At 61.1% G+C, this 18,917-nt stretch carries 14 protein-coding genes and 1 riboswitch; of the genes, 7 read left to right on the plus strand and 7 right to left on the minus strand.

All coding sequences use genetic code 11. The features are described 5' to 3' along the window. Window positions 1-34 precede the first annotated feature (34 nt). From CAF79_RS00425 to CAF79_RS00450, 6 genes are read right to left on the minus strand one after another with little or no spacing between them, the layout of a single operon-like run. Complete coding sequence (locus tag CAF79_RS00425) at window positions 35-361, minus strand: hypothetical protein (RefSeq protein ID WP_085695931.1); 327 nt, start codon at window positions 359-361, stop codon at window positions 35-37. Then, entirely contained in the window at window positions 348-1,046 is a 699-nt protein-coding gene (locus CAF79_RS00430) for an AzlC family ABC transporter permease (protein ID WP_170929675.1), read from the minus strand. The genes CAF79_RS00425 and CAF79_RS00430 overlap by 14 nt, the downstream gene beginning before the upstream one ends. Then, on the minus strand, window positions 1,036-1,953 hold the full coding sequence (locus CAF79_RS00435; protein WP_085695933.1) for a sugar phosphate isomerase/epimerase family protein: 918 nt from the start codon (window positions 1,951-1,953) through the stop codon (window positions 1,036-1,038). Before CAF79_RS00435 ends, CAF79_RS00430 begins: the two co-directional genes overlap by 11 nt. Then, a complete protein-coding gene (locus CAF79_RS00440) occupies window positions 1,950-4,370 on the minus strand; it encodes an acetyl-CoA carboxylase biotin carboxylase subunit family protein (protein ID WP_085695934.1) in 2,421 nt (806 codons plus the stop codon). The genes CAF79_RS00435 and CAF79_RS00440 overlap by 4 nt, the downstream gene beginning before the upstream one ends. Then, complete coding sequence (locus CAF79_RS00445) at window positions 4,367-5,647, minus strand: hypothetical protein (protein WP_085695935.1); 1,281 nt, start codon at window positions 5,645-5,647, stop codon at window positions 4,367-4,369. The genes CAF79_RS00440 and CAF79_RS00445 overlap by 4 nt, the downstream gene beginning before the upstream one ends. After that, window positions 5,647-6,399, minus strand: coding sequence for a 2OG-Fe dioxygenase family protein (locus tag CAF79_RS00450; RefSeq protein ID WP_085695936.1), 753 nt, complete (start codon window positions 6,397-6,399; stop codon window positions 5,647-5,649). Before CAF79_RS00450 ends, CAF79_RS00445 begins: the two co-directional genes overlap by 1 nt. A gap of 347 nt (window positions 6,400-6,746) precedes the next feature. Then, a riboswitch (cobalamin riboswitch) is annotated at window positions 6,747-6,957 on the plus strand. 98 nt (window positions 6,958-7,055) lie between these two features. Between CAF79_RS00450 and cobW the strand changes: the two genes are divergently transcribed. The 5 genes from cobW (at window position 7,056) to CAF79_RS00475 (ending at window position 15,355) form a co-directional block, all read left to right on the plus strand. Beyond that, window positions 7,056-8,129, plus strand: a complete 1,074-nt coding sequence (gene cobW / locus CAF79_RS00455; protein WP_085695937.1) for a cobalamin biosynthesis protein CobW — start codon at window positions 7,056-7,058, stop codon at window positions 8,127-8,129. A 3-nt stretch (window positions 8,130-8,132) separates the two neighbouring features. Then, window positions 8,133-11,981: a cobaltochelatase subunit CobN gene (gene cobN / locus CAF79_RS00460; RefSeq protein WP_085695938.1), complete on the plus strand. Its 3,849-nt coding sequence runs from the start codon at window positions 8,133-8,135 to the stop codon at window positions 11,979-11,981. 8 nt (window positions 11,982-11,989) lie between these two features. After that, window positions 11,990-13,003 (plus strand): ATP-binding protein, encoded by a 1,014-nt coding sequence (locus CAF79_RS00465; protein WP_085695939.1) that lies wholly within the window; start codon window positions 11,990-11,992, stop codon window positions 13,001-13,003. Between the two features lie 101 nt (window positions 13,004-13,104). After that, a complete protein-coding gene (locus tag CAF79_RS00470) occupies window positions 13,105-13,668 on the plus strand; it encodes a VWA domain-containing protein (protein WP_085695940.1) in 564 nt (187 codons plus the stop codon). A gap of 40 nt (window positions 13,669-13,708) precedes the next feature. Then, window positions 13,709-15,355, plus strand: coding sequence for a phospholipase D-like domain-containing protein (locus CAF79_RS00475; protein ID WP_085695941.1), 1,647 nt, complete (start codon window positions 13,709-13,711; stop codon window positions 15,353-15,355). Here the strand turns inward: CAF79_RS00475 and CAF79_RS00480 are convergent. Beyond that, window positions 15,352-16,575 (minus strand): NADH:flavin oxidoreductase/NADH oxidase family protein, encoded by a 1,224-nt coding sequence (locus tag CAF79_RS00480; RefSeq protein ID WP_085695942.1) that lies wholly within the window; start codon window positions 16,573-16,575, stop codon window positions 15,352-15,354. The genes CAF79_RS00475 and CAF79_RS00480 overlap by 4 nt on opposite strands. 79 nt (window positions 16,576-16,654) lie before the next feature. Between CAF79_RS00480 and CAF79_RS00485 the strand changes: the two genes are divergently transcribed. After that, the gene (locus CAF79_RS00485; RefSeq protein ID WP_085695943.1) at window positions 16,655-17,059 is read left to right on the plus strand and encodes a MerR family transcriptional regulator; all 405 of its coding nucleotides are present in this window, start codon (window positions 16,655-16,657) and stop codon (window positions 17,057-17,059) included. A gap of 301 nt (window positions 17,060-17,360) precedes the next feature. Beyond that, complete coding sequence (locus tag CAF79_RS00490; protein WP_085695944.1) at window positions 17,361-18,917, plus strand: TerC family protein; 1,557 nt, start codon at window positions 17,361-17,363, stop codon at window positions 18,915-18,917.

Genomic DNA, 18,917 nt, shown 5'->3' on the forward strand with positions numbered 1-18,917 from the left:
ACCATGGGCGGGGGATTCGCGTCAATCGACGGCGCTAAAGCGTCGCGAGTGCCACGTACACCGCCAAGGCGATCAGAAACGCGTAATAGGACTTGATTGGCGTCAGGCTCAGCAGCCAGGCCAGCGTTACCGGCACAATCCACTGCATTGCAGCGGCGTGCTGCTTGGTCAGCGGAAGCAGTGACCCCGCCAGCAGGCTGACCAGCATCGCCACCGACGTGTACTTGCCGAGGCGACCGATGAAGCTGCGGGCACCGCCGGACAGCCGCTCGACATCGACCGCCAGCGGCAGCAGCCGGCAAATCGCGGACACCAGTGCGCAGATCAGCACATACAACCAGAAAGTACTAGGTTCGGTCATAGACATAACTCGTCAGGACTGTGACTGCCAGGACCAGCAGCAGGCTCACTTCGCCCAGCCAAAGCAAGCTGGCGGCGGTGGCCAGGCCGGCGATCCATTGCGCGTGGAAGCTGTGACGCTCGCGGGCCATCTTGCCAAGCGAGGCGCTGATGAAGACGGCGATCACCACGCTGACGTGATCCATCACGGCGTTGTCGGCCAGGCTCGCAAAGCAATAGCCGGCGATGGTGCCGAGCAGGGCGGCGGCGTACAGCAAAAAACACACAGTGTTGGCGTACGCTCGACTGATTGGCTGCTGTTCCTTGCGGATCGACATAAGCGTGAATGCAGCATTGGCCATTACCGCCAGTGCCGGAACGAACGCCTTGATCGGCCCTTCAAGGCTGGATTTCAGGCTCAGCGTGAAAACCAGAAAGCGCAGGTTGATGCTCAGCGCAGAGACCAGCACACCAAAGGCGTTCAGCAGATGCGCGGGCGTTTCCAGCAGCGTCAGTTGCAATGGCGAGGCCATCACCGTGCCGCTGAACACCACCATGGCCGGCAAGTCCAGGCCATGGCGGCGCCCGAGCATGCCGATCAGGGTGAAAGTCAGCAACAGCGAGAACACGAACGGCAGCGCATCGCGAATGCCGGTCGCAATCTCGTTGTGCGACGCCGGTTTTGCCAGCGCGGAATCAACCGGCATGGGTGCTTTGCCGCGTGCCGGCGAGCAGTTCCTCGACCCCTTTCTTGTAGGCCAGGGCCTTCTCCAGGTAGTACTCGGTGGAGAAGCGCGGAATGAACTCTTCCACCACCGCGACCCCGCGATAGCCGTTGACCGCGAAACGATTGAGCACATCGCTCAGGCGCAGGTTGCCTTCGCCGATCGGCAGATGCTGGTGGTGCGTATCGTTGAGATCGGCAATGTGCAGGTGCCGAGTGATCGGCGCCAGACCGGCGATGGCTTCGAACAGGCTTTCGCCATACGGCAGCAGCGAACACAGGTGCGTCACGTCGATGGTCACGAAGCATCCGGTTTCCTGGTGGAAGCGCAGGTGTTCCTCGACCGTGAATACCGGAAATTTCGGTCGCTGTCCGCCCATGTTTTCCAGGCACAGGGCAATGCCATCGGTGTTGCAGCGTGTGCTGACCTGATTGATCGCGTCGATCAGGTTGTCCAGCAACACGCCATTTTCCAGCTGATCCTTATAGCCGGGGTGGAAGGTGACACTGGTGGCACCCGCCTCACGGGAAAAATCCACGGCGGCGCTCAGGCAGTCGACCGCCTGGGCGCGTTCGGCCAGATCCGGGGAGCACAGGTTGTACTGGCGTCCCCACCAGCCGGCATGCACGGTCAGGGTGATGCCATTGTGCTCAGTGAAGCGGCGGATCTGCCGGGCCAGATTGACACGTTCCTCGGCGCTGAGTGACCAGAAGACCTGTTCGGCGTCTTCGCCGATTTCGAACTCCACGGCCTTGAAATGTCGGGCCAGATCGGTGATCGAGCCAAAGATATCCGCCGGGTTGTCGTAGACATTGGTGGAGAAGGAGATCAGCGGAAAATCCTGACTGATCGGGCCATCGATACGGTACAGCGTTTCATTCGTGGTCATTGCGCCTGTCCTTGGGTAGTGAACCGTGGGTGGGAAATCGCAGCGTTGAAGGCTGCCTGGTCGTCCGCGTCGCTACAGCCCAGCAGCACGTAGCCGTGACGGTCTGCAGAGCGGCGGATGGGCCGGCCGAACTTGTCATGGTTGAGGATCGCGCGCAGCGCAAACGGCTGTTGCAGCAGACGCCCCTGCAGCGGTTTCGGGTCGGTGGTGTGGTCCGCTTCAATGTAGCGAATCGCCATTTTCACGTAGGGTTTCTCGATTTCCGGCAGTGCAGAGCCCGTCATTGCGGCGATGGTGCTGGCCGCCAGATGCACGCCGGTGGTTTTCCAGACCATTTCCCATATCTGGTCGCCGCCGAAGCGAGTCTGGGTCTCGATGAAGTGCAGGCGTGAACCGTCGAGCTTGATCTCGGTGTGAGCCGGGCCCCAGCGGTTGCCCATGCGTTCGAGCAGCCACAGCACGGCTTCTTCGATTTGCACGCGGCTGTCATCATCGAGCCCGGCGGGAAAGTCGTGGCCGGTTTCGACATACCCCGGCGCACCGCTGGTGTGTTTGCGGGTGATGCCGAGAATCTGGTGCCGGCCATCCAGGCTCAAGGATTCGACACTGTATTCCTCGCCGGTGGCGAAGGCCTCGATCAGATTGCGGCCCTCAAGCGGCAGTTGCGCGACATCCTCTGGCCGGTCGATGGCGTAGACGCCTTGGCTACCGGAGCCGTTGACGGGTTTGACAATGGCCGGGCCATGACGGAGCACGAAGGCACGAACCTCCTCGCGACTGTTGACGGCGGCGGCCGGCAATTCGTAGCGGCTGCCTTGCAACAATTGACGAAACAGCAGCTTGTCGCGGCTGACTTCGACACTGCCCAGGCTGTTGTGGGCGATGCCCAGTTGTTCACCCAGCCGGGATGCCGGCAACAGGCCCAGTTCCGAAAATGACACCACGGCATCGAACGGGTGCTGACGGTGCAGTCGCTCGATGGTTTCGCTGTAAGTGTCCAGTTCTGCGATGTCCGGCGTCAGTACCGGTGTTGCGTGCTTGCGCTGATAGTCAGACAGGTCACCAGGCTGGTGCACGAGGGTAAAGCGAAACTGCCGTTGTGTATCCCAGTCCATTCCCGAATCGCGGCCGCCGATGAGCAGAATGTGACGGATGCTCGTCGCGCCGGGGACTTCGCCGTAGACATCGATGTCGGCGACGGCCAGCAAGGATTCGCGCAGGCTGGCGGTATCGGGTTGCTTGAACTCGATGTACAGGTAGTTCTGGAAACCGTTGCTGACCGGTCCGATGGCATCGCCCGGGTTGACGTAGGCATACCGGCGCTGGAATCCCGCAAGGCGTTCGATGCGCTCGGCGTGGTGCAGCCCGTCATAGAACCGGTCGGTGCGGGCGAACGGTGTGGCAATGCCGAACGCAACGGGGGGGCGGCCGGAAAGAGGCTGCATTTCAGCGGACAGTGTCCGGTGGTAGCAGACGTCCAGGTGCAAGCCCCAGGCTTGGCGAATCACGTGAATCCGGCTGCCGCCGGGGCGCGCGCCGACTTCGAGAATCTTCGGTCCGCTGGCGGTGAGAATGAACTCGACATGGGCAAACGTGCCTCTGAGTCCCAGTGCGTTGACGGCGTCATGGGCCAGTCGGTGGCAGCGTTCTTTCAGGCCGGCATCGGGTTCCAGCAGCGATGGCGTGTAGCGGGCGAAATGGTGGAAGTCACCACGCCCGATATCGACACCGGCAATCACGTCGACAATCGGAAAACTGTGGATCGAGCCATCCGCAGCAATTGCGCAGTCGATGGAGTGGTTGGAGCCCTGGAGGAACTCCTCCAACAGCAACTGCTCGGTTTCGCGGCTTTTACCGGCCACATAACGCTGCAGCGCCGGCCATTCGTGGCGAGCATAGTCGAGCAGATCGTGGTGAGTGTGGATGCAACGAACGAACAGGCTGCTGTAGAGGTTCGCGGGTTTCAGAATAAACGGGTAGGGCAGTTCATCGGAGTGTGCCAGCAGGTCGTCGATTCGTACTTCGCGGGACGGCACGTGCAGGTCAGGGTTGTCCGACTGCTGGAAGTGTTGGCGCTGCAACGCCTTGTCCAGCGTGTTTTCCACGTTGCGATGCAAGTGAGCCAGTGCTGGCAGCGCCGCGCACAGGCGGGCTGTGACAGCAACATAGCCTTCGCGGAAATTCAGCACGCTGGTGAACCCGTGTTCATCGAGCAGACGTTGCGTCAATCCGATCAGATCCGCCGTCAGTCCTCTGGAAAAATCGTACTGTGCCACTGGCGAAATTCTTGTCGCGTCAGCAATCTTGCTGGTTTTACGGCTGTCGGCGATCAACAGCGGAGTAATGCCCTCGGCAATCAGGCCTTCGTACTCACCTTCGCGGATGTTGCCTATGATCAGGCAGGCGCTTGCTTTCATCGGCAAACCTCCGGGTCGAAGCTGTAATGGATTCGGTTCAGGCGCTGGCAAATGTGCGACAGACGGATCCGATCCACGCCGTTCGCACCGCCGCTCAAGACATTGCGGATTATGTGGGCCAAGGCATCCAGGTCCTCGCTGCTGATCCCCAGGCGAGTGATTTCCTGAAGGCCGAAGCGCAGGCAATCGCGTCCATGGACTTGTTTGTTGTTGACCCGGATGCCCAGTTCATTGAGTTCCTGCGCCGCTTGCCGCGCCAGGGGGCCTTCAAGCAAGAGCAAGTGCGTGTCGGTGGGGTGTAGCGTCCAGCCCGGCAAGCCTTTCAGGGCATCATGTAGTTGGCGGGTGTTGGCGCACATGCGCTGGGCATAGGCCTGTCCGTAGTGCCGGGTTTCCACCAGGGTGACGAACAATTGCAGCAGGCCGGGCAGGTTGGGCGAAGAGACCAGACCGCTGCTGAGCGTCTGTTCGATTCGCCAGGCCAGGTCGGCGCTTCGGCAGACGATCAGTGCCCGGTGCGGACCTGCCAGGGATTTGTGGGTATTGCCTTGAAGAATATCCGCGCCTTCGTCAAGCGGGTTGGGAAAGGCCTGTCCGGCGATCAGGCCCAGGGTGTGCGAGGCATCGTAAATAATCAGTGTCCGCTCCAACCCGCGGCGGTTCAGCAACGTACGCAATGGCTCGATTGCGATTGCCCGAGTGGTCAGGCCGTGATCGAACAGCACGGCTGCCGGCCCTGTACCGAGTGCCTGAAGTGTCTGATCGACTGCTTCGAGATCGATCTGTCCGTCCGCCGTCAGCGTGAAAAATGCGCTGCGCCTGCCGATTTTCTGCACCAGTGGCCCGGTCGCAAAATGCCCGCCGCTTTCCGGCGCAAGCGACAGAATGGCATCGCCCGGCTCGGTCAGCGCGCTCAGCACACTCAACGTACAGTGCACGCCGGACAGCACCCGGTACTCGACGAATGGAGCGTTGAACATCGCCTGCACAGCCTGGGTTGCCAGCGTCTTCAAGGCTTCGACTTCCGGGAAGTGCTCAACGTGCATGCCGTTGAATTGGGCGGCATAGCGTTGTCCGTCGATGGCTTGCGCGTTGAATAAATAACGCTCGTAAAAACGGTTCTGTCCGAGCGTGCGCGCCGTCTCGGACAATATGTTTTCGTTGGCGGTCAACGACAACGTTGAAACTCGTCGAGCACAGGCTTGTTGGAATTGCTCAATAATAAAGTCATGTGCGCCGGGTGGGCTGGCTGAAAGTACATGCGTCAAAGAGTTCATTAGTAGTCCGCCAGGTCGAAATCGATTATCAACATGTCGCGGCTGCCGCGATTCGAATTAATGCTTGATGTTTGCAGTGGGGAAACTTCGTGCAGAAGTATTCGGTCATTCAATACGGCTGTTTCCATGTAATCCGTCAAAGTTGCTTTGAATACACAGTCGCCACTTTCATTGAATATCCGACTTTCACCGCCAATGACGCCCTGGCGTTGAATCAGATGTTGAAAGACAAAATCGTGTCCATCGCGATGGCGGCCCTCGGGTGTGGCGAGGCCGGCATTACGCCGGTCGCAAAGGATGCGGAACTGGTGACAGGTCACCAGCCAGTCGCGCGGGCCGACTGCCAGATCCATCAGCGCCAGGTCGGCAGCGAGCACGGTTTGCAGGACCGGAGACTCGATAAACGTTGACTCGCTGCGGCTGTAGGTGCGCTGGACGCCGCCCAGCAGCGGGTTGTGGGCCTGGGCTTGAAAGAAATGGCAGTCTTGCAGCGTTGTCCATTGGCGCTCACGTTGGCGATATTCGAACTTGCAGATGCGCCGTTGGCGTATGCCGTTCTCCACGCTCAGGTAGGTATCGGGGTGCAAATGCTCCCAGGTCGCGTTGAACGCCTGAGACACATCGTGCCCCAACAACCCGACCTGGACCGCCGGATATTGGTAACTGTGCGCGTAGTGGCAATTACGCAGTAGTTGGGACAGTTCCTGCAATACGGTGCCATCAGATTGCCGCAATGCATTGTCGGCGCTCATATTGCAGGCGCGTAAGCAGGATGGGCAGGAATAAAAAGCGTTGAATACTGATAGTAATCAGGCATGCAAGAATTCCTTTCTTGTAGAGTGCAGCGTCCTTTTGAATCTTCATGTTTCATATCTTGTTTTAATTTATCAATTCGGTTTTTGTAAAGATATGTAATTTGAGAGTTCGAGCGCTCTATTTCAAGGTCGAGCGTCGTGATGGGATAGTTGGTGGCTAGATGATATGTAAGAGATAACCTACAACTAATTTTTTAACTGAGAACTGTTTTCGATCAATATATTAAAGAACGATGTCCATATAACGAAATTGCCGCAGACGTTGACCCGCCTTGCGCGCATGCGTAGCCTTGCGCTTTCGAGGTTCTTCGGCCCACGCCGAAGCTAAGAAGGGAACGCGGTCCAAGCCGCGGCTGCCCCCGCAACTGTGAACGGTGCTGTTCGCTGCCACGCCACTGCCAACTCAATCCAGAGCCAGCGGGAAGGCGCAGCGAATACCGGGCCAAGGCCCGAACACCGTCAGCCAGGAGACCTGCCTCGTCACAGATTCTCACTTTCAACCGGGCGGGGTGATCCGGTGGCGAACTCTCCAGGCACGCACCCGCGCTGCCGGTCTCGTCCCGTATGCCCGCCACCTTGCCAAAGGGCATCCGATGAAAACACTGGCCAAACTTCCCGTCACCATCGTCACTGGCTTCCTCGGCTCGGGCAAAACCACCTTGCTGCGACACATGCTCGACAACGCCCAGGGCCGTCGCATCGCGGTGATCGTCAACGAGTTTGGCGAGTTGGGCATCGACGGTGAAATCCTCAAGCAATGCACCATCGGCTGCACCGAAGAAGAAGCCACCGGCCGCGTCTACGAACTGGCCAACGGCTGCCTGTGCTGCACGGTTCAGGAAGAGTTCTTCCCGGTGATGCGTGAACTGGTGGCCCGTCGCGGCGACCTCGACCACATCCTGATCGAAACCTCGGGTCTGGCTCTGCCAAAGCCGCTGGTACAAGCCTTCCAGTGGCCGGAAATCCGCAGCGCCTGCACCGTGGACGCGGTGATCACCGTGGTCGACAGCCCGGCCGTGGCCGCCGGCACCTTCGCCGCATTTCCGGATCAGGTCGACGCCCAGCGCAAACTCGACCCGAACCTGGATCACGAATCCCCGCTGCACGAACTGTTCGCCGATCAACTGGCCAGCGCCGACCTCGTCATCCTCAACAAGGCCGACCAGACCAGCCCTGAAGACCTCGCGCGCGTACGTGTGGAAGTCGCCGAAGAACTGCCGCCAGCAGTAAAAATCATCGAAGCCAGCAACGGCCGTCTGCCGCTGGACGTGCTGATCGGCCTGGGCGCCGGTTCCGAAGAACACATCGACAGCCGCCACAGCCACCACGATCACCACCACGGTGAAGGCGATGACGATCACGATGACCACGATCACGACGCCTTCGACTCGATCTCCATCGAACTGCCGCAAGCCGACGAAAGTCTGCTGCTCGATGCGCTGACGCAACTGGTGGTCCAGCATGGCATCCTGCGGGTCAAAGGTTTCGCGGCCATCCCGAACAAGCCGATGCGCTTGCTGATCCAGGGCGTGGGCACACGTTTCGACAAGCACTTCGACCGCCAGTGGAGCGCCGATGAAGCGCGTATCACCCGTCTGGTATTGATCGGTCAGGAACTGGACGCTGCCCAGCTCGAAGCGCAACTGCGCGCCGCGCTCAGCGTTTAAACCATGCACCTGCTCAGGACTCAGCCCGGCGGTTTCGTGTCGGATGACAACATTGCCGACCTTGGACAAACCCCCGCCGAGCTGGTGATCCTGTGCAGCGGCGATTCCAGCCTCGCGCTGCTCGCCGAAGCGGCGCAGCAACTGCCCGAGGATTACCCGAGCGTACGCCTGGCCAACCCGATGCAGGTGCAGAACCATGCGTCGGTCGACCTGTACGTCGATGAGGTGCTGCGCCACGCCAAGGTGATTCTGATCTCGCTGCACGGCGGCATCGCTTATTGGCGTTATGGCGTCGAGCGGCTGGTGGAATTGTCCGAGCGTGGCGTGCAGTTGATTCTGGTGCCGGGCGATGACCGGCCCGACCCGGAGCTCAGTGACCTGAGCACCGTCGGTGCCGAAGATCGTGACCGACTCTGGCAATTCTTGCGTCAGGGCGGCATGGGCAATGCGCTGGAGTTCTTCCGCTGTCTGGCCAACCGCTGGCTGGCGCGGGATTACGTGTGGGGCGAGCCGCAGACGCTGCCGCGCACGGCGATTTACCACCCGAACAAAAACACCGCCGCACTGAGTGACTGGCAAGCCGATTGGCGGCCCGGTCATCCGGTAGCGGCGGTGCTGTTTTATCGCTCGCATTTGCAAGCGGCGAACACGGCATTTATCGACGTTTTCTGCCAACGGCTCCAGGCGGCCGGACTCAATCCGCTGCCGATCGCCGTGGCCAGTCTGAAAGAACCCGGCTGCCTCTCGGTGGTCGAGGACTGGCTGGATGAGGTTGACGCTTCGGTGATCCTGAACACCACCGGTTTCGCTCAGTCCAGTCCCGAAGCGCCGCATCTGCGGCCATTCCGTCGAAACATTCCGGTGCTCCAGGCGATCTGCGCCCAGGATAATGAACCCGGTTGGCGCGAGAGCGAGCAGGGCCTTGGACCGCGGGACCTGGCGATGCACATTGCCTTGCCGGAGCTCGACGGCCGGATCATCAGTCGGCCGATCAGCTTCAAGGACCTGGCGTGGCGCAGCGAGCGCAGTCAGTCCGATGTGGTGTGTTATCGGGCGCAGCCCGAGCGCATGGATTTTGTGGCCGAACTGGCGCGCCGCTGGGTTGAACTGGCGCGGGTGCCGAACGCTGAAAAACGCATCGCCCTGATCCTCGCCAACTACCCGACCCGGGACGGGCGCATCGGCAACGGCGTCGGCCTCGACACGCCGGCCGCCGCGCTGAATATCCTGCGCGCGTTGCAGGTCGAGGGTTATCCGCTGCCGGCTGAACTGCCGGAAAGCGGCACTGAACTGATCCGGCAATTGCTCGGCGGCGTCAGTAATGACCTTGACACCCTCGATCAGCGTCCATGCCAGCAAAGCCTGGCGATGAACGATTACCTGGCGATGTTCAACGCGCTGCCTGAAGCCAATCGCGCGGCGGTACTGGAGCGTTGGGGTTCGCCGCAGAACGATCCGATGTGCCGCGACGGGCGGATGATGATCGCCGGCCTGCGTTTTGGTCTGACTTTCGTCGGCATTCAGCCGGCACGGGGTTATCAGGTCGATCCGAGCGCGGTGTATCACGACCCGGATCTGGTGCCGCCGCACGCGTACCTCGCGTTCTATTTCTGGCTGCGCCAGACCTACGGCGCCCACGGCGTGATTCACGTCGGCAAGCACGGCAATCTCGAATGGTTGCCCGGCAAAGGCGTCGGCCTGTCGGATAACTGCTGGCCGGACGCGCTGCTTGGGCCGCTGCCGAACATCTATCCGTTCATCGTCAACGATCCGGGCGAAGGCGCCCAGGCCAAACGTCGCACCCAGGCGGTGATCATCGACCATTTGATGCCGCCGCTGACCCGCGCTGAAACCTACGGTCCGTTGCGCAATCTGGAGCTGTTGGCCGACGAGTATTACGAAGCCCAACTGCTCGACCCGCGCCGCGCCCGTGAGTTGCAGCGCGACATTCTGCAACTGGTGCGCGACACGCAGATTGACCGCGAACTGCAACTCGACGAAGCCCTCGACAGCGATGCCGATGCGGCGATCTGGCTGCCGCGTCTGGATACGTATCTGTGTGACTTGAAGGAATCGCAGATCCGCAATGGGCTGCACATTTTTGGCGAGTCGCCGACCGGACGTTTGCGTATCGATACCTTGCTCGCGCTGCTGCGGATTCCGCGTGGCGATGGCAAAGGGGCGCAATCGAGTCTGTTGCGGGCGTTGGCCAAGGCGTTTCAGTTGGGGTTTGATCCGCTGGATTGCGTACTTGCCGAACCCTGGAATGGCCTGCGTCCCGACGAGTTGCAGGCGGTCAGCGGAGAAGTGTGGCGCACCGCAGGGGATACCCGCGAACGCCTTGAGCTGTTCGCAACGGAGTTGATCACGCACGCTGTGAGCGATTCCTGTGGGAGCGAGCTTGCTCGCGAAGGCGTCTTGTCTGCCAACACTTCTGGGACTGACACACCGCAATCGCGAGCAAGCTCGCTCCCACAGGGTCCTCACTGGTCTGAAGTCGGCGTAATCATCGACCATCTTCGTGAAGTCGTTGCCCCACGCCTCGATGCCTGCGGTCCGGCCGAAATGCGAGGTTTGCTCGACGCCCTGAGCGGCCGTTTCGTCCCGGCCGGCCCGAGTGGTGCGCCGAGTCGCGGTCGTCTTGATGTGCTGCCGACCGGGCGCAATTTCTATTCGGTGGACGTGCGCAACCTGCCGACCACCACTGCGTGGCGAATCGGTTTCCAGTCGGCAACCCTGATTCTCGAACGACACCTGCAGGACCACGGCGACCACCTGCGCCAACTCGGCCTGTCGGTCTGGGGTACCGCCACCATGCGCACCGGCGGCGATGACATCGCCCAGGCCATGGCGCTGATGGGCGTGCGACCGGTTTGGGCCACGGGCAGTCAGCGGGTCGATGATTTCGAGATTCTGCCGCTGAGCCTGCTCGACCGGCCTCGGGTCGATGTCACGCTGCGGGTCTCCGGATTTTTCCGCGACGCGTTCGCCAACCTGATCCGCCTGTTCGACGCCGCCGTTCAAGCCGTGGCGGAACTGGACGAACCGGACGATCTCAACCCGTTGGCCGCCAAAGTGCGTGCCGAGCGCGAGGCGTTGCGGCAGTCGGGTCTGGATGAGGACGCTGCGCGTCGTCAGGCTGGCTGGCGGATTTTCGGTGCCAAACCCGGTGCTTATGGCGCGGGTGTGCAGGGCGCCATCGATGGTCGCCTCTGGCAAACCCGCGAGGATCTGGCCGAGGTCTACCTGAGCTGGGGCGCCTACGCTTACGGCGGTTCTGACGAAGGCACCGCCGCCCGCGAACAGTTCGTCCAGCGTCTGAGCCAGGTACAGGCCGTGCTGCAGAACCAGGACAACCGCGAGCATGACCTGCTCGATTCCAACGACTATTACCAGTTTCAGGGCGGCATGCTCGCTGCCGTGGAAAGCCTGCGCGGTGAAGCGGCGGCCAGTTATCACGGCGATCACAGTCAGCCGGATCTGCCGAAGATTCGCACCCTGAAAGAAGAGCTGAACCGGGTGATCCGTTCCCGAGCGGCGAATCCGAAATGGATCGACGGGGTCAAGCGCCACGGCTATAAAGGCGCGTTCGAACTGGCGGCGACGGTCGATAATCTTTTTGCCTTCGACGCCACCACGCAGTTGATCGAGGATCACCAGTACGCCTTGCTGGCCGATGCGTATTTGCTGGACCCTGCGACCCGCGAGTTCGTGCGCGAGCATAATCCCCACGCCTTGCGCGACATGACCGAACGCATGCTCGAAGCACAACAGCGCGGGATGTGGCAGGAGCCGGGCGCCTACAAAGAGGCCCTGGAAAACCTGCTGCTGGATATAGAAGAAGAGAGCTGAGACTGAACATGACCGACACCCCGCATTTTCCGCTCTGCGCCGTGGTCGGCGCCGATGACCTGAAACTGGCGCTGTACCTGACGGCCATCGATCCAAAGATCGGCGGCGTGCTGATTGAAGGCCCGCGCGGCATGGCAAAGTCCACGCTCGCCCGGGGTCTGGCGGATCTGTTGGCCAGTGGTCAGTTTGTCACCTTGCCGTTGGGCGCCACCGAAGAGCGACTGGTCGGCACGCTGGATCTGGACGCGGCATTGAGCGATGGTCGTGCGCAGTTTTCTCCCGGCGTGTTGGCCAAGGCCGATGGCGGTGTGTTGTATGTCGATGAAGTGAATCTGCTGCCGGACCATTTGGTGGATCTGCTGCTTGATGTCGCCGCCAGCGGCACCAACCTGATCGAGCGTGATGGCATTTCCCATCGGCATTCGGCGAAGTTTGTGTTGATCGGCACGATGAACCCCGAAGAGGGTGAGTTGCGTCCGCAATTGCTGGACCGCTTCGGTCTGAACGTTGCGCTGAGTGGCCACACTGCGCCGAACGAGCGGGCTCAGATCATTCGTCGTCGACTGGATTTCGATAGCGATCCGCAAGCGTTTTGTTCGCAGTGGGAGGCTGAGCAGCAGGTTCTGCGTCAGCGCTGCGAGAACGCCCGCAACGTTTTACCGGCTATTGCGCTGGATGACGCGGCGCTGGCGCAGATCACCGAGCGCTGCTTCGCCGCAGGCGTCGACGGTTTGCGCGCCGATCTGGTCTGGTTGCGTGCCGCGCGGGCGCATGCGGCGTGGCGCGGCGCCGAAGCCATTGCCGAGCAGGATATCGATGCCGTGGCTGAGTTTGCCTTGCGTCACCGGCGTCGCGAGCAGTCAGTGGCGAGTCCGCCGCCACCGGCGCAATCGCCGTCCGGCACTGACGCCGAGCTGGGCGAAGGGCAGGGCCAGTGGGGCGAAATGCCGGCTCCGGCCCTCGCAACCGGTGCCCGCCGTGAAGTCCCGACCTGGCCGCCACACCTACAAAAAAAGCCTTAGGCATTCGCCCCCGATCTGACGCGGGGGCGAATGCCAGACCCCGGGCCGGACGGCTCGATAACGGCCGACAAGGCAAGCGGCATGCGGCTCGCAGCGGCTCGGTGAACTGGCCCGGAACCTTGCTCAATGGCCGCCCGAAAGTCCGCGCGGACCTGCTGTTTCAACTGCGTACCCGCACGCCCCATGAACTGTGGCTGGTGGTCGTCGATGCCTCCGCTTCGACCCGTCGCCATCAGGCATTGAGCGATGCCAAGGGCTTGCTCGCGCAACTGTTCGACGACGCTTATCGGCAGCGCGCGCGTCTTGCGTTGCTGACCGCAAGCGGCGCGGCGCCGAAATGGCAGGTGCAAGGACTGAAGGCCTCCAGCGGGTTGCGCGCATGGCTCGATGGGTTGGGCGCGGGAGGCGGCACGCCGCTGTTGGCGGCGCTGACGGAAGCCGGGCATTGGCTTGCGGTGCGGCGCAAGCGTTTTCCCGCCGAACAACAACGGTTGCTGGTGATCACCGATGGCCGGTTGAAAGACTGTCCGCAAATGCCAGCGCTGGTGTGTCCCGGCCTGTTGATCGATATCGAGCGCGGGCCGATCCGGCTGGGCCGTGCAAGGCAATTGGCGACAGCGCTGGACGCCGATTACCGGCATATCGACGAGTTGTTGTCGGTCTGAGAGCTATGCTGCAGTGGGGCCCAATCACAAGGAGTGAATCATGCGCGTACTGGTCGCCAATCCGCAGGACGATTTTCGCGTCAAGGCCTACGCCGGAACCAATGGCGTGCTGCTCGCCATGGACCTCGCCGAATCCCGCCGCAAAGGCCTGCTGGGATTTGCCATCGAAAAGCAGCAGGGCGCCAAACCGTGGCTGTTTCTGTTCAATAGCCTGACCTTTCCCGACAAGGCCCATACCTTCCCGCAGTTTCACGCCACGCCCAGCGACAAGGCACCGCTACAGAAATTTCGCTGGGCCGATTACGCAGTCAATCCGGGCATGACGATCCACTATCGCGTACACCTGGCGTATGGCTCGCCGGATGCACCGCAACTGGGCGAAGCGCTGGAACTGACGATTCGTTCCGACGACGGTCACCCCGCGAATCAGAGCGTGATCTTCAACCGCGCCGTGGCTGCGAGCCAGGCGTTTCAGCGCAAATTCCCCGAACTCGACGCCTTGATCAGCGCCAACAAAAAACTGCCCATCGAAGCCTGGCCCGATGCGGCGCGTCAGTGGCTGGAGAACGGTCTGCTCGGACGCCTGCAAGGGTTTATCGAACGTGCAACGGACGGTCAATGGGCGCTGGACATCGCGATCTACGAGTATCAGTTGCAAGCCATCATCGACACGGTGAACGCGGCGTTCGATCGGGGTGTTCAGGTGCGGGTGCTGTATCACGCCCGGCCCGATGACGAAGACACGACGATCAACGAAGCGAGCCTTGCGAAACTGCCGGCGACCAGCAAACGCGGGCGGGTCACTCACAACATTTTCCATAACAAGTTCATCGTCCTCAGCCGCCTCGACGGAGGCGGCGAGCGCCACCCGCAAGCGGTGCTGTGCGGCAGCACCAACTTCACCGCCAACGGCGTATACCGCCAGGCCAACGTGGTGCATGTGCTGGACGATTCGACGGTCAGCGCGAGTTACCTGAAAACCTTCGAGCAGATCTGGGCCGAGCCGGCGGACGTCGGCGTCACCCGAGACTGGATCACTCAATACAACCCGATGAATCCGGCACAGCCCTTGTTTGCCGGGTTCTCCCCGCGCACCGGCGGTGCGGATTTGCGGGAGTTCGTCGACATCATCGAGGGGGCGAAGAAAGACCTGCTGTTCGTTACCGCCTTCGCCTTGCCCGACGCGATTCTCAACGCATTGCTCGGCCAGTCCCACGACGACATCCTGCGGTACGGCCTGCAAAACACGGTCAGCCGCATCACCGGGTTTCACGCCGACCGAACCGCTGAATTTGCCGCCACCGCATTGCTCAACACCGGGCTGGAAGGCTGGCTGCGGGAAAACATGAAAGGCCAGAAAGGCAACCTGCTGGTGCACACCAAAGCGGTGGTCATCGACTTCACCAGCGACAGCCCGACCATCATCAGCGGCAGCCACAACCTCAGTACCTCGGCCAGCAACGGCAATGACGAGAACTACCTGATCATTCGCGGCGACACCGATCTGGCGGATCGCTATGGCCTGGAACTGCTGCGGTTCTACGAGCATTACCGTTTTCGCTACTTCGCGAAAAAACTGGCGTTGAAACAGGTGCAGCCGTTGGCGGCGGATGACCGCTGGACCAACGACTACTACGTCGAGGATGACCTGCGTCAGTTGTCGCGCCTGCGGTTTGCCGGGCGTTAGACGTCCATCGCCTGTCGATACTGGCGGGTCCGGCGGCTGAGGTACAACCGGTCGCGGATCAGCGCCCAGAGTGCCGACACCTCGGGCTTGGGCTGGCGGCCACGGCTCAGACGGGACATCTGGAAGCGAACCACGGCCATGTTCGCCAGTGCGGCCAGCGGTTTGCGTTTCCAGCGGATCGGTGGCAGTTGCGGCTCGCTGTTACGGCCTTCCCGCCAGTGTTTGACCAGGTTTGGCTCGATGGCCAGCGCAGTGGCGATGCCGGCCATGTCGATGCCGCTGTCGAGCACTTGTTCGACCACGGGCAGGCGGCGGATACCGCCGGTGACCATCACCGGCATGCGCGCGACGCTGGCCAGTTCGGTGGCCATTTCCAGAAAGAATGCCTCGCGGGCGAGGGTGCGTCCGTCACGCGCTTCACCTTGCATTGCCGGGGCTTCGTAGCTGCCGCCGGACAGTTCCAGCAGGTCAATCGGCTGCTCGTTGAGCCATTCGATCACCTGACGTGCGTCGTCGGTGTCGAAGCCGCCGCGCTGGAAGTCCGCCGAATTGAGTTTCACGGCCACGCAGAATTGCGGCGAAACTGCCTGGCGGATGGCCTCGATCACCGACAGCAGCAGGCGCGCGCGGTTTTCCAGCGAACCCCCCCAGCGATCGGTGCGGCGGTTGGTCAGCGGCGAGAGAAACTGACTGAGCAGATAGCCGTGCGCAGCGTGGATCTGCACCCCGGTGAAACCGGCTTTTTCGGCAAGGGCGGCACTTTTTGCGAAACGTTGAATGACTTCTTCGATATCGTCCTCGGTCATTGGCCTGGGCTCGGCGAACAGTTTCGAGAATGAGCCCATTTCCAGTGCCACCGCCGATGGCGCCAGCGCTTGCTGGCCCATATTGGCAAAGGTCTGACGACCGGGATGATTGAGTTGGACCCAGACCTGCGCGCCGCCGCTGCGTGCGATTTCGGCCCATTGGCGGAAGCGCTCCAGATGCCGCTCGTCTTCAAGCACGACGCCACCGGGCCCGGTCATGGCGCGGCGGTCGATCATCACATTGCCGGTCAACAGCAAACCGGCGCCGCCGTCGGCCCAGGCTTGATACAAACGGAACAATTCGCGGGACGGTGCCTGGTTTCGGTCCGCGAGGTTTTCTTCCATCGCGGCTTTGGCAATACGGTTGCCGACGGTCTGGCCGTTGGGCAGATTCAACATCTGGAAGGGTGACATTGCTTGACTCCTCAACAGTGATGGAGCGAGGCTAAGATTAAAGTTAACTTTAATGTCAAGCGGGCAAATCGAGGCTGAAATGAAAATCGGTGAATTGGCGCAGCAGAGTGGCTTGAGCGCTTCGAGTATTCGTTTTTATGAGGCTCAGGGTCTGATTCCCAAAGTGGAGCGCCAGGGCAATGGTTATCGGCGCTACCCGCCACAGGTACTGCAAACCCTGAATATCATCCGCAGCGCCCAGCAGGCCGGGTTTTCCCTGGAAGAGCTCAAGCAGCTGTTGCCTGCCGCCGGTACCGGTGAGTTCAAACACGATGAGCTGGTGGCGGGTCTGACGCGCAAGGTCGAGCAGATCGAAGTCATGCAGCAGCATCTGGCTCAGAGCAAGGCGCGGCTGCTGGAGGTGATCGAGAACATTCAATCCAAGCCTGAAGGCATGAGCTGCGGTGCCAATGCGGACCGGGTGTTGTCGACGCTTTACCCGTAAAAGCCCGGAGACAGGTGCGGCGTACAGATTTTGAAATGATTTCCAGCTGTAGGAAAAGTTATCTGAGCCTGTACGCTTCAAGGCCTTTTTTCATTCAGGATTTGCATGAACACCCTCTCGGAGCCTCCCAGTTCTATTCCAGAAACCCCGTTCCCCTCGCGCTGTCGCGCGGTCTTGACGCACTCGCAACATCCGGTCTTCCGACTACCGACTATCGTTGTTGGCGCAGCCTTCGAGCTTTCGCGCCGCACTTTGCCGTGCCCGGCAGCCTGAAATCACTGAAGAGAGATAGAGACAGAATATGGAATGGTTAGCGGATCCCACGGCATGGCTGGGCTTGTTGACACTGATCGTGCTGGAACTGGTACTGGGTATCGACAACCTGGTGTTCATCGCAATCCTGGCGGACAAACTGCCGCCCCATCAGCGCGATCGTGCGCGGATCATTGGCTTGAGTCTGGCGTTGATCATGCGTCTGGGTCTGCTGGCGAGTATTTCCTGGCTGGTCACCCTCACACAGCCGTTGTTCGAGGTGTTCGACAAGAGCTTTTCCGGTCGTGACCTGATCATGCTGTTCGGTGGTGTGTTCCTGTTGTTCAAGGCAACCATGGAGTTGCACGAACGACTGGAAGGCCACGTCGGCGAGCGTTCGACTAATACCGCTTATGCGCTGTTCTGGCCGATCGTAGCGCAGATTGTCGTGCTGGACGCGGTGTTCTCTTTGGACGCGGTGATCACGGCGGTGGGCATGGTCGATGAACTGGCGGTGATGATGATCGCGGTGGTCGTGTCCATCGGTGTGATGATCGTTGCCAGCAAGCCGCTGACCCGCTTCGTCAACGCCCATCCGACGGTGATCATGCTGTGTCTGGGCTTCCTGATGATGATCGGTTTCGCGCTGACCGCCGAAGGCCTGGGCTTCCACATTCCGAAAGGTTATCTGTACGCCGCGATTGGTTTCTCGATCCTGATCGAAATCTTCAACCAGATCGCCCGCGCCCGTCGCAAGCGCTCGATGCAGGGTTTGCGCCCGATGCGTGAGCGCACGGCCCATGCGGTGATGCGTCTGTTGGGCGGTCGCAAACTGGCAGTGGAAGAGGTCGGCGAGGAAATTTCCGACTTGCTGGACAACGGTGAAGCGCCGAGCGCGGAGCTGTTCGACCGTCGCGAACGGGTGATGATCAGCGGTGTGCTGCAACTGGCTGAACGGCCGATTCGCGCTCTGATGACGGTGCGCGCCGATGTCGATCACATTGATCTGGCCGACGATGCCGAGGCTATTCGCACGCGACTGATGCATTCGTCCTACTCGCGCTTGCCGCTGATTCGTAACGGCGCGGTGGATGAGCCGCTGGGCTTCGTGCACAAGAAGGAACTGCTCAAGGAATACCTGGCCGGCAATGAGCCCAACCTTGAACACCTGGCGCGCAAGACCGTCAATCTGCTGGACAGTTATTCGATCCTCAACGCACTGGAGCAAATGCGTGCGGCCTCGACCCACATTGCCTTTGTGGTGAATGAGTTCGGTGACTTTGTGGGTGTGTTGACCATGACCGACATTCTTGAGTCGATCGCCGGCGAGCTGCCGGACGCCAGCGAAATCGCCGGCCCGGACGTGGTCGAAGAGCAGGGCGGGTTCATCGTCAATGGTGCGCTGAACCTGACCCGCATCCGTGAACACACCGGTTTTCGCGCCGAGCCGACCGAGGATTACCAGACCCTGGCCGGGCTGGTGATGAGCCTGCTGGATCGCTTGCCGATGAAGGGCGATCGACTGGAGCATGATGGCTGGGGCATGACCGTGATGGCGGTCGAAGAGCGTCGCGTGACACGGGTGTTGCTGGTGCGTGAGGCCTGA

Source organism: Pseudomonas sp. B26(2017), from assembly GCF_002113045.1.
Lineage (GTDB): Bacteria > Pseudomonadota > Gammaproteobacteria > Pseudomonadales > Pseudomonadaceae > Aquipseudomonas.